Annotated in this window: 11 protein-coding genes; 5 read left to right on the forward strand and 6 right to left on the reverse strand. The window is 61.9% G+C overall.

Going from position 1 to position 12,843, the window contains the following annotated elements; all coding sequences use genetic code 11:
- The first annotated feature begins 1 nt into the window (after position 1).
- On the forward strand, positions 2 to 1,900 hold the full coding sequence (gene cysN, locus TK06_RS26250) for a sulfate adenylyltransferase subunit CysN (protein WP_063324412.1): 1,899 nt from the start codon (positions 2 to 4) through the stop codon (positions 1,898 to 1,900).
- Positions 1,901 to 2,032: 132 nt separating this feature from the next.
- On the opposite strand, the gene TK06_RS26255 is transcribed toward cysN, so the two are convergent.
- The 3 genes from TK06_RS26255 to TK06_RS26265 are packed head-to-tail and all read right to left on the reverse strand — an operon-like array spanning position 2,033 to position 5,441.
- Positions 2,033 to 2,941, reverse strand: a complete 909-nt coding sequence (locus TK06_RS26255; protein WP_063324413.1) for an acyltransferase — start codon at positions 2,939 to 2,941, stop codon at positions 2,033 to 2,035.
- Entirely contained in the window at positions 2,942 to 5,041 is a 2,100-nt protein-coding gene (gene pta / locus TK06_RS26260) for a phosphate acetyltransferase (protein WP_063324414.1), read from the reverse strand.
- Positions 5,042 to 5,096: 55 nt separating this feature from the next.
- Positions 5,097 to 5,441, reverse strand: a complete 345-nt coding sequence (locus TK06_RS26265) for a DUF3565 domain-containing protein (protein ID WP_086936723.1) — start codon at positions 5,439 to 5,441, stop codon at positions 5,097 to 5,099.
- Here TK06_RS26265 and TK06_RS26270 point away from each other — a divergent pair.
- The 3 genes from TK06_RS26270 (at position 5,410) to TK06_RS26280 (ending at position 7,920) form a co-directional block, all read left to right on the forward strand.
- The gene (locus TK06_RS26270; protein ID WP_003205467.1) at positions 5,410 to 5,895 is read left to right on the forward strand and encodes an FKBP-type peptidyl-prolyl cis-trans isomerase; all 486 of its coding nucleotides are present in this window, start codon (positions 5,410 to 5,412) and stop codon (positions 5,893 to 5,895) included. The genes TK06_RS26265 and TK06_RS26270 overlap by 32 nt on opposite strands.
- Before the next feature lie 121 nt (positions 5,896 to 6,016).
- Positions 6,017 to 6,499: a glutathione peroxidase gene (locus tag TK06_RS26275; RefSeq protein WP_063324415.1), complete on the forward strand. Its 483-nt coding sequence runs from the start codon at positions 6,017 to 6,019 to the stop codon at positions 6,497 to 6,499.
- Between the two features lie 317 nt (positions 6,500 to 6,816).
- A complete protein-coding gene (locus TK06_RS26280; protein WP_063324416.1) occupies positions 6,817 to 7,920 on the forward strand; it encodes an NADH:flavin oxidoreductase in 1,104 nt (367 codons plus the stop codon).
- A gap of 137 nt (positions 7,921 to 8,057) precedes the next feature.
- On the opposite strand, the gene TK06_RS26285 is transcribed toward TK06_RS26280, so the two are convergent.
- Positions 8,058 to 9,257 (reverse strand): glycosyltransferase family 4 protein, encoded by a 1,200-nt coding sequence (locus TK06_RS26285; protein ID WP_063324417.1) that lies wholly within the window; start codon positions 9,255 to 9,257, stop codon positions 8,058 to 8,060.
- Positions 9,258 to 9,297: 40 nt separating this feature from the next.
- Positions 9,298 to 10,053 carry a sulfate transporter CysZ gene (gene cysZ / locus TK06_RS26290; RefSeq protein ID WP_063324418.1) on the reverse strand — a complete coding sequence of 252 codons (756 nt, stop codon included), beginning with the start codon at positions 10,051 to 10,053 and terminating at the stop codon, positions 9,298 to 9,300.
- A gap of 310 nt (positions 10,054 to 10,363) precedes the next feature.
- Between cysZ and trxB the strand changes: the two genes are divergently transcribed.
- Complete coding sequence (gene trxB / locus TK06_RS26295; RefSeq protein WP_030139882.1) at positions 10,364 to 11,326, forward strand: thioredoxin-disulfide reductase; 963 nt, start codon at positions 10,364 to 10,366, stop codon at positions 11,324 to 11,326.
- A 175-nt stretch (positions 11,327 to 11,501) separates the two neighbouring features.
- Here the strand turns inward: trxB and TK06_RS26300 are convergent, their stop codons facing one another.
- A complete protein-coding gene (locus TK06_RS26300) occupies positions 11,502 to 12,752 on the reverse strand; it encodes a 2-aminoadipate transaminase (RefSeq protein WP_063324419.1) in 1,251 nt (416 codons plus the stop codon).
- Positions 12,753 to 12,843 lie beyond the last annotated feature (91 nt).

The following is a 12,843-nucleotide window of genomic DNA, read 5'->3' on the forward strand; positions in this document are numbered from 1 at the left end:
CATGTCGCACCAATCTGATTTGATCAGCGAGGACATCCTCGCCTACCTGGGCCAGCACGAGCGTAAAGAGCTGCTGCGTTTCCTGACCTGCGGTAACGTCGACGACGGCAAGAGCACCCTGATCGGGCGCCTGCTGCACGACTCCAAGATGATCTACGAAGATCACCTGGAAGCCATCACCCGCGATTCGAAGAAAGTTGGCACCACCGGTGACGACATCGACCTGGCGTTGCTGGTCGACGGCCTGCAGGCCGAGCGCGAACAAGGCATCACCATCGATGTCGCGTACCGCTATTTCTCCACCGCCAAGCGCAAATTCATCATCGCCGATACCCCGGGCCATGAGCAGTACACCCGCAATATGGCCACCGGTGCGTCCACCTGTGACCTGGCTATCATCCTGGTGGACGCCCGCTATGGCGTGCAGACCCAGACCCGACGCCACAGCTTCATCGCCTCGTTGCTGGGCATCAAGCACATCGTCGTCGCCATCAACAAGATGGACCTCAAGGACTTCGACCAAGGTGTGTTCGAGTCGATCAAGGCCGACTACCTGAAGTTCGCCGAAGGCTTGAAGATGAAGCCCACCAGCATGCACTTCGTGCCGATGTCGGCCCTCAAGGGCGACAACGTGGTGAACAAATCCGAGCGCTCGCCGTGGTACACCGGCCAGTCGCTGATGGAAATCCTCGAGACGGTGGAAGTGGCGGGCGACCGTAACTTCACCGACCTGCGTTTCCCGGTGCAGTACGTCAACCGTCCGAACCTGAACTTCCGCGGTTTCGCCGGCACCCTCGCCAGCGGCATCGTGCACAAGGGCGACGAAGTGGTGGTGCTGCCGTCGGGCAAGAGCAGCCGCGTGAAATCCATCGTCACTTTCGAAGGCGAGCTGGAACACGCTGGTCCTGGCCAGGCAGTCACGCTGACCATGGAAGACGAGATCGACATCTCCCGTGGCGACCTGCTGGTGCATGCCGACAACGTGCCGCCGGTCACCGACAGCTTCGAAGCGATGCTGGTGTGGATGGCCGAAGAGCCGATGTTGCCGGGCAAGAAATACGACATCAAGCGCGCCACCAGTTACGTGCCGGGCTCGATTGCCAGCATCGTCAACAAGGTGGATGTGAACACCCTTGAAGAAGGTCCGGCCAGCGCGTTGCAGCTCAACGAAATCGGCAAGGTGAAGATCGCCCTGGATGCGCCGATTGCCCTGGACGGTTACGAGAGCAACCGCACCACCGGTGCGTTCATCGTCATCGATCGCCTGACCAACGGCACAGTCGGTGCCGGCATGATCGTCGCCCAGCCGCTGGCTCACGGCAGCAGCACGCACCACGGCAAACAGGCCCACGTGTCGGTGGAAGAGCGCGCCCAGCGCTTCGGCCAGCAGCCGGCCACGGTGTTGTTCAGCGGCTTGTCGGGCGCGGGTAAAAGCACCCTGGCCTATGCGGTGGAACGCAAGTTGTTCGACATGGGGCGTGCGGTCTTCGTCCTCGATGGCCAGAACCTGCGCCATGACCTGAACAAGGGGCTGCCGCAGGATCGTGCCGGACGTACCGAGAACTGGCGCCGTGCGGCTCACGTCGCCCGTCAGTTCAACGAAGCCGGCCTGCTGACCCTCGCCGCGTTCGTTGCGCCAAATGCCGAAGGGCGTGAGCAGGCCAAAGACCTGATCGGCAAGGAGCGTCTGTTGACGGTCTACGTCCAGGCCTCGCCAGCGGTGTGCGCCCAGCGTGATCCGCAAGGGTTGTATGCCGCCGCTGGCGACAACATCCCAGGCGAATCCTTCCCGTATGACGTGCCGCTGGATGCCGACCTGGTCATCGACACCCAGTCGCTGACACTGGAAGAAAGCGTCAAGCAGGTGCTGGATCTGCTGCGCAAGCGTGGGGCGATATAAAGAGGTGCAGCTGTAAGTTTTTAGCTGCAAGCGGCAAGTAAAAGCCCGCAGGTGAGTGATCATCGGCGGGCTTTTTGTTGTCTGGAGGGACGCTATCGCGGGCTTGCTTGCGATGAGGCCAGTACAGACACCTCAAGACTTAGAGGGATACTCGCGGTGCATCTGCGAAAGCAACGCATCCTTGTCCTGCCACAACTGGTTGATCCAGCCCTGGAACTCCAGGCGATACACGCCGTCCTGATCGTAGTTCTTGCCAATGAACTGCGGTGGGATCTTCAGTTCCTGGAAATGCACCACCACCTCGTCCATCTTGCCGCACAGCAGATCCCAATACCCCGGACGCCCGCCCGGATAATGGATCGTCACGTTGATGATCGACTCCAGTTGTTCACCCATGGCGTCGAGCACAAACGCGATGCCGCCGGCCTTGGGTTTGAGCAGGTAGCGAAACGGTGACTGCTGCTGGGCATGCTTGCCTTCGGTGAAACGCGTGCCTTCGACGAAATTGAAAATACCCACGGGATTGTCGCGAAACTTCGCGCAGGTCTTGCGGGTGGTTTCCAGGTCCTTGCCTTTCTTTTCCGGATGCTTTTCCAGGTAAGCCTTGGAGTAGCGTTTCATGAACGGGAAGCCCAGCGCCCACCAGGCCAGGCCGATCACCGGTACCCAGATCAGTTCCTGCTTGAGAAAGAACTTCAACGGCCGGATGCGTCGGTTCAGCACGTACTGCAACACCATGATATCGACCCAGCTCTGATGGTTGCTGGTGATCAGGTACGAATGCTGGTAGTCCAGGCCCTCCAGGCCGCTGAGGTGCCAGCGGGTACGACGCAGCAGGTTCATCCAGGCCTTGTTGTTGCTGATCCAGGCTTCGTGGATGTGGCCCATCAACCAGTCAGTGAAGCGCTGGGCAGCGGGGAAGGGCAGCAACAGCTTGAAGATCGCCACGATGAACAGCGGTGTGCAGCAGGCGATGGTGTTCAGCGCCAACAGCAGCGAGGCAATGACGCCGCGCAAGGGGGCAGGCAGAAAGTCCAGCATTTAAATGTCCAAAGGTCGGTTGGCGGCTTGGATCGCGGTCAGGGCGATGGTGTACACGATGTCGTCGACCTGGGCGCCGCGCGGCAAGTCATTCACCGGTTTGCGCAAGCCTTGCAGCATCGGCCCGAGGCTGACGCAATCGGCGCTGCGCTGCACGGCCTTGTGGGTGGTGTTGCCGGTGTTGAGGTCCGGGAAGATGAACACCGTCGCCCGACCGGCCACCTGGCTGTTGGGCGCCAATTGCCGTGCCACGGTTTCGTTGGCGGCGGCGTCGTATTGCAGCGGACCATCGATCAACAGGCCGTGCTGGGCCTCGTGGGCAAGCAGGGTGGCTTCGCGAACTTTTTCCACTTCTTCGCCACTGGCCGACTCACCGCTGGAGTAGCTGAGCATGGCCACCCGCGGCATGATGCCGAACGCGGCGGCCGAGTCGGCACTTTGCAGGGCGATTTCCGCCAGCTCCGCAGCGCTGGGGTGCGGGTTCATCACGCAGTCGCCATAGACCAGCACTTCTTCGGGAAACAGCATGAAAAACACCGAGGACACCAGGGAGCAGCCTGGCGCGGTCTTGATCAGTTGCAACGCCGGGCGGATGGTGTTGGCGGTGGAGTGGATGACACCCGATACCAGACCGTCCACTTCATCCAGGGCCAGCATCATGGTACCGATGACCACGGTGTCTTCCAATTGCTGCTCGGCCATCGGCGCGTTCAGGCTCTTGCTCTTGCGCAACCTCACCATGGGTTCGACGTAGCGTTCGCGAATCGAATCCGGGTCGAGAATCTCCAGCCCCGGCGGCAGTTCGATGCCTTGGGCGCGGGCCACCGCTTCGACGTCGGCCGGTTTTGCCAGCAACACGCAGCGGGCAATGCCCCGGGCCTGGCAAATGGCGGCTGCCTGGACGGTCAAAGGTTCGCTGCCCTCGGGCAGCACGATACGTTTGTTGGCGGCCTGGGCGCGCTGGATCAACTGATAGCGGAACACCGCTGGCGACAGGCGCATTTCCCGTGGCGTGCCGCAGCGCTGGTGCAGCCATTTGGCGTCCAGGTGGCTGGCGACAAAATCGGTGATGATCTCTGCACGTTCACGGTCATCAATGGGGATTTCCTTGTTCAGGCCGTTGAGCAGGTTAGCGGTGTCATAGGAGCCGGTGCTGACCGACAGAACCGGCAACCCCGCCTGCAAGGCGCCGCGGCACAAGTCCATGATGCGCGGGTCGGGCAGGGTGTCGCTGGTCAGCAGCAGGCCGGCCAGCGGCACGCCGTTGATCGCTGCCAGGCTCACGGCCAGGATGATGTCGTCGCGATCGCCGGGGGTCACCACCAGCACGCCGGGCTTGAGCAGTTCCACGGTGTTGCGCATGGTGCGGGCGCAAATGATGATGTTGCTCATGCGCCGGGTTTCGTAGTCGCCGGCATTGAGCACCTGCGCGCCCATCAGGTCGGCCACGTCGCGGGTGCGCGGGGCATTGAGTTCGGGGCGAAACGGGATGCAACCGAGCAGGCGGAAATCGCCGCTGCGCAGCAAGGGCGAGTGCTCCTTGAGGCGTGCGGAAAACGCCTCCATGCTTTCGTCGGTGCGGACCTTGTTCAGGATCACCCCGAGAACTTTCGGGTCCTTCGGCCCGCCAAACAACTGCGCCTGCAACTCTACCCGGCCAGACAGCTCGGTCAGCACTTCGTTTTCCGGTGCCGACACCAGGATGACCTCGGCGTCCAGGCTCTTGGCCAGGTGCAGGTTGACCCGGGCGGCGTAGCTGGCGTTGCGGGTCGGGACCATGCCTTCGACGACCAGCACGTCCTTGCCGATGGCCGCCTGCTGATAAAGGGTAATGATTTCCTCCAGCAGCTCATCGAGCTGGCCGTCGCCGAGCATGCGCTCGACGTGCGCCAGGCCCAGGGGCTGCGGCGGCTTGAGGCCATGGGTGCGGGCCACCAGCTCGGTGGAGCGTTCCGGCCCGGTGTCGCCGGGATGAGGTTGGGCAATGGGTTTGAAAAAGCCGACTTTCAGCCCGGCCCGTTCAAGGGTACGCACCAGCCCGAGGCTGATGGAGGTCAGGCCCACACCAAAATCGGTGGGCGCGATAAAAAAAGTTTGCATGCGGATTCTCTAAGGGAGCATGGCAAGGGTGTGACCTATGACTGGTCATCTACCATCAATTCCAGTCGCCAAGGTTATCGCTAACCGGGGCCTGTGCGCACCAGCCGCAGTCAAAGGGCTGGCCTATTTTTTCAATGCGTTGCGCAGGGTCCAGTACCCAGGCCCGGGACTGCCAGGGTGGCTGGTGGCGCAGGTGTTGGGTATGGCCACAGGAAAGCTCGGCCACCCAGTGCCCGTCCTCGTCCTGATGGAAACCGGTGACCCTCGGTCTGTTCGGGCAAGTCCGTTTGTCCGGGTTCCGTTCGCTTTCGGGCAAATCCTTGTTTAGACTTGTCCGTTCTTCATTCTTATGCAAAAGGTCTCGCCCCATGCTGATCGCCGCCAATAAGGCTGTCTCCATCGACTATACCCTGACCAACGACGCTGGTGAGGTCATCGACAGCTCTGCCGGCGGCGCTCCGCTGGTCTACCTGCATGGCGCAGGCAACATCATCCAGGGCTTGGAAAAAGCCCTGGAAGGCAAAACGGTCGGTGACGACCTGAACGTTACCGTCGAGCCGGAAGACGCCTATGGCGAGTACTCCGCCGAACTGGTCAGCACCCTGAGCCGCAGCATGTTCGAAGGCGTTGATGAGCTGGAAGTGGGCATGCAGTTCCACGCTTCCGCCCCCGATGGCCAGATGCAGATCGTCACCATTCGCGACCTGGAAGGCGACGACGTCACCGTTGACGGCAACCACCCGCTGGCCGGCCAGCGTTTGAACTTCAAAGTCAAGATCGTCGACATCCGTGACGCCAGCCAAGAAGAAATTGCCCATGGTCACGTCCATGGCGAAGGCGGCCATCACCACTGATTTGTGCGCTACGCTCAAATGACCAGTGAACTGGAAAGGCGCCATACGGCGCCTTTTTAGTCGGTTGCTGTTAGCATCAACCATGGCTGTTTCGAAAAGATCCGCAAACCTGGAGTTCGTCATGAGTGCTTTCCACGACCTTAAACTCAAAGCCCTGGATGGTCAGGAGCTTGCTCTGGCGCCGTTCAAGGGGCAAGTCGTGCTGGTGGTCAACGTCGCCTCCAAATGTGGCCTGACGCCTCAATACGCGGCGCTGGAAAACCTCTATCAGCAATACAAGGCCAAGGGCTTCAGCGTGCTGGGCCTGCCTTGCAATCAGTTCGCCGGGCAGGAACCGGGAACCGAGCAGGAAATCCAGGACTTTTGCAGCCTCAACTACGGCGTGACGTTCCCGCTGTCCAGCAAGCTGGACGTGAACGGCCATGATCGTCACCAGTTGTACCGCCTGCTGGCGGGCGAGGGGGCCGAGTTTCCCGGGGACATTACCTGGAACTTCGAAAAATTCCTGCTCGGCAAGGACGGCCGGGTGCTGGCGCGTTTCTCGCCGCGCACGGCGCCGGATGACCCCACGGTGATCCAGGCGATCGAAAAAGCGTTGGGTTGAAAGCCCGGCGCTGCCCCCCCTGTGGCGAGGGGATTTATCCCCGCTGGGCTGCGAAGCAGCCCCAAGAGCAAGCAACTTGATTAGGCTGACACACCGAGATATCAGATTTTAGGGCTGCTGCGCAGCCCAGCGGGGATAAATCCCCTCGCCACAGGTTTTGCATCCGGCTGCGCGGTCGGGTCAGTCCACCCAATCGCGATCCGCTCGGCTCCCTTTTAATCCTTAATCATTCCAATCAATAGTGCTACCCAGCACTCGGCACGGCACATATTATCGCCGTCATATCGACCTGCGACCTTGTCCCGTGGAGTGCCCCCATGCCTGTAAAAGCCCTGTTCAAACCCTTCCACCTCGGCACGCTCGAGCTGCCGACCCGCGTGGTGATGGCGCCGATGACCCGTTCCTTTTCGCCGGGCGGCGTGCCGAACAGCAAGGTGATCGAGTATTACCGTCGTCGTGCGGCGGCCGGGGTTGGCCTGATCATCACCGAGGGCACGACGGTGGGGCACAAGGCTTCCAACGGCTACCCGAACGTGCCGCATTTCTATGGTGACGCCGCGTTGGCCGGCTGGAAAAAAGTGGTTGATGCGGTACACGCCGAAGGCGGCAAGATCGTTCCACAGCTGTGGCATGTGGGCAGTGTGCGACGCATCGGCACCGAGCCGGACGCCAGCGTGCCGGGCTATGGCCCGAGCGAAAAGCTCAAGGACGGCCAGGTGGTGGTCCACGGCATGACCCAGGCGGACATTGACGAGGTTATCGCCGCGTTCGCCCAGGCGGCAAAAGACGCTCAAAGCATCGGCATGGACGGGGTGGAAATCCACGGCGCCCACGGCTACCTGGTGGACCAGTTCTTCTGGGAAGGCAGCAACCAGCGCACCGACGGTTACGGCGGCAGCCTGGCCAACCGTTCGCGCTTTGCGATCGAATTGATTCGTGCCGTGCGCGCGGCGGTGGGCGAGGGTTTCCCGATCATTTTCCGCTTCTCCCAATGGAAACAGCAGGACTACACCGCGCGTCTGGTGCAAACCCCTGAAGCCTTGGGCGAATTCCTCAAGCCATTGTCCGAGGCGGGCGTGGATATTTTCCACTGCTCGACACGGCGCTTCTGGGAGCCGGAGTTCGAAGGCTCCGAGCTGAACCTGGCCGGCTGGACCCGCAAGCTCACCGGCAAGCCCACCATTACCGTCGGCAGCGTCGGCCTGGACGGCGAGTTTCTGCAGTTCATGGTCAACACCGACAAAGTCGCGCAACCGGCCAGCCTGGAGAAATTGCTGGAGCGCCTGAATAACGAGGAGTTCGACCTGGTGGCGGTGGGGCGTGCGCTGCTGGTGGATCCGGACTGGGCACAAAAAGTGCGCGAAGGACGGGAGCAGGAGATCCTGCCGTTCAGTCGCGAGGCGTTGATGACCCTGGTTTAAGCGGCGCCTGATCTGACGCTATTGCGAGCAAGCTCGCTCCCACATTTAATCTTCAGCGAGCATGAGTCTGGTGTTCGACAAAGATCCCCTGTGGGAGCGAGCTTGCTCGCGATGGCGATCTCAATATCGCCGAAGACTCAGCGCACTGTCGGCGCAGCGGGTATCACTGATTCGCCGACACAAACCCCACGCAACTGCGCCTCGAATTGCTCGATCACCGCCGCCCAACCTTGGCGACTGGCATGTTGGCGCGCATTGAGCCTCACGCAACGCAAGGCCTCGCGCTCTTCCAGCAGCCAACGGGCCCCCTCACAGAACGCTTCTTCATCCCCCGGCATTGCCAGCACACCGTTGTACCCATGGCGAATGTGCTGCGCGGCGGCGGCCTGGTCATAGGCCACCACGCCCAGCCCGGACGCCAGCGCCTCCAGCACCACGTTGCCGAAGGTTTCGGTCAGGCTCGGAAAGACAAACACATCCCCGGACGCATAGTGGCTGGCCAGCGCCTCGCCGCGTTGCGAGCCGCAAAAGATCGCCTCGGGCAATTCCTGTTCCAGCTCGGACCGCTGCGGGCCGTCGCCGACCACCACCAGCTCCATCCGTCGCCCCGGGAAAGCGCTGCACAGCGTGTCGAAACTGCGCTTGAGCAGCCCCAGGTTTTTTTCCGGTGCCAAGCGTCCGACATGGAGCACGGCGATGTCATCGTCGTCCAGGCCCCACGCTTGGCGCAGGCTCGACGAGCGCTTGACCGGGTGAAACAGTTGACTGTCCACGCCGCGGGACAACAACGCCACGCGCTCGAAATGTCGTCGCTCCAGTTCCAGGCGCTGGCTGAGGCTGGGCACCAGGGTCAGGCTGGAGCGGTTGTGGAACCAGCGCAGGTAATGGGTGAGTACGCGACTCAACAGCCCAAGGCCGTACTGCTGGGTGTATTGCTGGAAGTTGGTGTGGAAGCCGCTGACCACCGAGATACCCAGGCGTCGGGCTGCGCGCAGGGCCGACAGACCCAGGGGGCCTTCCGTGGCGATGTACAGCACGTCCGGACGATGGCGTTTCCAGCGTCTGAGCAGTTTGTGCATCGACGCCTGGCCCCACTGCAAACCCGGATAGCCCGGCAGCGGCCAGCCCCGGCACAGCAGCAACTGCTCGTCACTGGCCTGGCGTTGGTCGTCGACCTGGCGCGGTCGTATCAGCTCGACTTGATGCCCGCGGGCGAGCAGGCCGTCGTACAGGCGGCCCAGGGTATTGGCCACGCCATTGATTTCCGGCGGGAAGGTTTCGGTGATCAGGGTAATGTGCAGAGGTGTGGTCATGACCCCAGTGTCGACCGGGGCCATTTCGTCATTGTGACGCCAGGATGATGGATTTGTGACGGGCTCAGCCCTGGCGGGCCAACGCGGTCTCGGCACCTTGCTCACGGACCCAGAACAACGTCGCGCCGGCCACCGCTGCCGGCATCATCAGGATGTTCACCACCGGGATCAGCAACACCAGGTACACGCTGCCGCCAAAGCCCAGGCTCTGCCAGCGCTTTTCCCGCAGCCAGGCGAGCATTTCGTTCCAGCCCAGCTTGTGGTTGTCCGCCGGGTAGTCGATGTACTGGATCGCCATCATCCACACGCCGAACAGCAGCCACAGCGGTGCCGCCACCAGGTTGACCACGGGGATGAACGACAGCACGAACAACCCCAGGGCGCGGGGCAGGAAATAGCCAAGCTTGCGCGCTTCCCGCCCGAGGGTCCGCGGGATCATGGCAATCAACTCGGCCCAACTGAAGGCAGGGAAGTCGTCGGTGCCACGGATGACCACTTCGACTTTTTCCGCGAGAAAGCCGTTGAACGGGGCGGCGATGACGTTGGCGAGCATGGTGAAGGTGAAGAACACCATCAGCACGACGAGCACCACGAACAGGGGCCAGAGGACATAGCTGAGGAAACTGAGCCAGTCCGGTAGCGACGGCATCAGCGTATCGACCCACAGGCTGAACTGGTGGCCGGCCAGGTAAATCAATCCGACGAACAGCACCAGGTTTATCGCCAGGGGCAAGAGTACAAACAAGCGCAGGCCCGGGCTCAAGACCAGCTTGAGGCCCTCTCGCAAATATTGCGGGCCGGACAGGACGGGGGCGGGCATAGGTGGCTCCGAGCGAAGGTGAACGCGCCGACCTTACCGGCTTTGCCCCGCCCGGGAAAGCGGCGACATGGCGTGTAACAACGTTTCTTGAGGCGAAGGCGCCTATTGAAAGGGCCGCTGGGGATAGAGCTCACCTATGAGCTGGATTGTTAATCCGTATTTCCTTAATCTTCGCTCCCTCGATACGCTGCACCCATTCTTTTCCAGGACTGTCGAACCCAAGCCTTCCCCAAGTGCGTCAACGGTCCTTTTTATTCACGCCGCTCACCCGGCGTTCCGGCCCGCAAGGTCCGGTCAACAGGAGCAGGTCATGTCTGAAGTGCGTCATTCGCGAGTGATTATTCTCGGTTCCGGCCCTGCCGGTTACAGCGCTGCGGTTTATGCGGCCCGCGCCAACCTCAAGCCACTGCTGATCACCGGCATGCAGGCCGGCGGTCAATTGACCACCACCACCGAAGTCGATAACTGGCCGGGCGATGTCCATGGCCTGACCGGCCCGGCCTTGATGGAGCGCATGAAGGAACACGCCGAGCGCTTCGAGACCGAGATCGTTTTCGACCACATCAATGCCGTGGACTTCGCCGCCAAGCCATACACCCTGACTGGCGACAGCGCGACCTACACCTGCGATGCCTTGATCATTGCCACCGGTGCCAGCGCTCGTTACCTGGGCCTGCCGTCGGAAGAAACCTTCATGGGCAAAGGTGTTTCCGCCTGCGCCACTTGCGACGGTTTCTTCTACCGCAACAAGCCTGTGGCGGTGGTCGGTGGTGGCAACACTGCGGTCGAGGAAGCACTGTACCTGGCCAACATCGCCAGCACGGTCACCCTGATCCACCGTCGCGAGACTTTCCGCGCCGAGAAGATCCTGATCGACAAGCTCAATGCCCGCGTCGCCGAAGGCAAGATCATTCTCAAGCTCAACGCGACCCTGGACGAAGTGCTGGGTGACAACATGGGCGTGACCGGTGCCCGCCTGAAGAACAACGACGGCAGCTTCGACGAGATCAAGGTTGACGGTGTCTTCATCGCCATCGGCCATACCCCGAACACCTCGCTGTTCGAAGGCCAGCTGGAACTCAAGGACGGCTACCTGGTGGTCAAGGGCGGCCGCGACGGCAATGCCACCGCCACCAGCGTCGAAGGTATCTTCGCGGCCGGAGACGTGGCCGACCACGTCTACCGCCAGGCGATCACCTCGGCCGGTGCCGGTTGCATGGCAGCCCTGGACACCGAGCGCTACCTGGATGGCCTGCAGAACGCTTCGTTCTGATCCATCAGGCATTAAAAAACCGGCTTCGGCCGGTTTTTTAATGGGGGGATGTTTATCAGTGGTCTCCTGTGGGAGCTGAGCTTGCTCGCGATCGCGGTGGGTCATGTGCAGTCATTTTTGAATGTGCCGCCGTCATCGCGAGCAAGCTCGGCTCCCACAGGGTGAGTGGGGATGTCTAGACCAGCTTCGCCAGGCACGCCTCCAGAATATCCAAGCCTTCCTCCAACACGTTCGGCTCGGTCGTCAATGGCGCCAGCAGCCGCACGATGTGTCGCGACTTGCCACTGGGCATCAGCAACAAGCCCGATTCCCGCGCCAGGGCCAGCAGTTGCGTCAATTGTGCCGAAGCCGGGGTGCCGTCGGCGTGGGTCAGCTCGATGCCGCGCATCGCGCCGACGCCGGTCAGGCGGCCCAGGTAGGGCGTCAGCCCACGGTTGCGCCAGGATTGGTAGCGGCTGACGATCGCCTCCTCCTGTTGCGAGCCCCAGGCATGCAGGTTGGCGTCGGTCATTTCATCCAGGGTCGCCAGGGCGGCGGCGCAGGCGATGGGGTTGCCCGAGTAGGTGCCGCCCAAGCCGCCCTTGGGCAGGTTGTCCAGCAGCGCCTTGCGTCCCACCACCGCGCCCAAGGGCACGCCGCCGGCAATGCTTTTACCGAGCAGGACCAAGTCAGGCTCGATGCCGAGCCGTGAGAAGGCAAAGCGCTGGCCGGTGCGGCCGAAGCCGGACTGGATCTCATCGACGATCAGTACAATGCCCTTGTCGTCGCAGAACTGCCGCAGGGCCTGGGCGAAGAGCACATCCATCGCCAGGAAGCCGGCTTCGCCCTGCACCGGTTCGACAATGAAACAGGCCACGTCATTCACGTCGATTTCGACGCTGAACAGCCGCTCCATGGCCCTCAAGGCTTCTTCGCGAGTGACGCCGTTGTCCTTGCTGGGGTACGGCAGGTGATACACCGGCCCGGGCAGTACGCCGACTTTCTGCTTGTAAGGCGCGACCTTGCCGTTGAGGTTGAGGGTCGCCAGGGTGCGGCCGTGAAAGGCGCCATCAAACGCAATCACGGCGGTACGGCCCGTGGCGCCGCGTACGATCTTCAAGGCGTTCTCTGCTGCCTCGGCGCCGCTGTTGGTGAGCATACCGCTGACCGGATAATCCACCGGGACGAACGCCGCCAGCCGTTCCATCAATTCAATGTACGGCGTATGGGGGGCGGCATTGAATGCGTAATGGGTCAACCGGGTGGCCTGTTCACGGATCGCCTCGACGATGCGCGGATGGCAATGGCCGAGGTTCAACACACCGATGCCGCCGACGAAATCGATGTAGCGTTTACCGTCGGCGTCCCAGACCTCGGCATTCTTGCCGTGGCTGAGGCTGACGGGATGCACGATGGAGATCGATTGGCTGATGGTTTCGCTGCTCATGGATGACGGCCCGGACGATGGAGAAATTTCCGTTATCTAAGCCGCGAGCAGAGGGGCCCGGCAAACGAAATAAAGTTGCCGGGTCAATCTT

This window comes from Pseudomonas fluorescens, from assembly GCF_001623525.1.
GTDB lineage: Bacteria > Pseudomonadota > Gammaproteobacteria > Pseudomonadales > Pseudomonadaceae > Aquipseudomonas > Aquipseudomonas fluorescens_Q.